Origin of the sequence: Bacteroides caecigallinarum, assembly GCF_016902295.1 — a bacterium.
In the GTDB taxonomy this organism is placed as follows: domain Bacteria; phylum Bacteroidota; class Bacteroidia; order Bacteroidales; family Bacteroidaceae; genus Phocaeicola; species Phocaeicola caecigallinarum_A.
On the sequence record NZ_JACJLQ010000130.1, the window covers coordinates 1 to 709 of the forward strand.

The following is a 709-nucleotide window of genomic DNA, read 5'->3' on the forward strand; positions in this document are numbered from 1 at the left end:
TCTTCTTATATCTACTCTCGAAGCGTATTTCTCAGGCAAGCGTGAACTTTTTGCCGGGCTGGAAATGGATAAACTGGAGAAGGAGTGGATAGAGTATCCTGTGCTGCATATAGATTTGAATACGAGAAACTATCACAGTAAGGAGTCTTTGATCGGTATATTAAATCAAAATCTGGAGGTTTGGGAGAAACTTTATGGTAACGAGAAGAAAGACCGTGTGCCGGAAGAACGTTTTATGTATATTATAAAGCGGGCATACGAAGTAACCGGAAGAAATGTCGTTATTCTCATAGACGAATACGACAAGCCTATGCTTCAGGCTATAGGCAATCCAGAACTACAGACTGAATACCGTAATACCCTGAAAGCTTTCTATGGTGCCTTGAAGTCATGCGACGGATACATACAGTTTGCCATGCTAACAGGAGTTACAAAATTGGGAAAAGTAAGTGTGTTCAGCGATTTGAACAATCTGATGGATATCTCCATGATAAACCGTTTCTCCGAAATATGCGGAATAACCGAAGAAGAGCTTCACAGATACTTCGACGATGATATTCACACTCTGGCTGAGAAACTTGGAACAGGCTATGATGAAACCTGCGCACGCCTGAAACTGAATTATGACGGCTATCATTTCAGCTTTAAGTCACCGGGGATGTATAATCCTTTCAGCCTTCTGAATACCTTTGCCAATATGCAGATAGAT

1 protein-coding gene is annotated in these 709 nt (G+C 41.3%); it reads left to right on the forward strand.

Going from position 1 to position 709, the window contains the following annotated elements:
* Positions 1-709 (forward strand): ATP-binding protein (locus H6A27_RS14470; protein WP_204509195.1); only part of this gene is annotated, 709 nt, incomplete at both ends.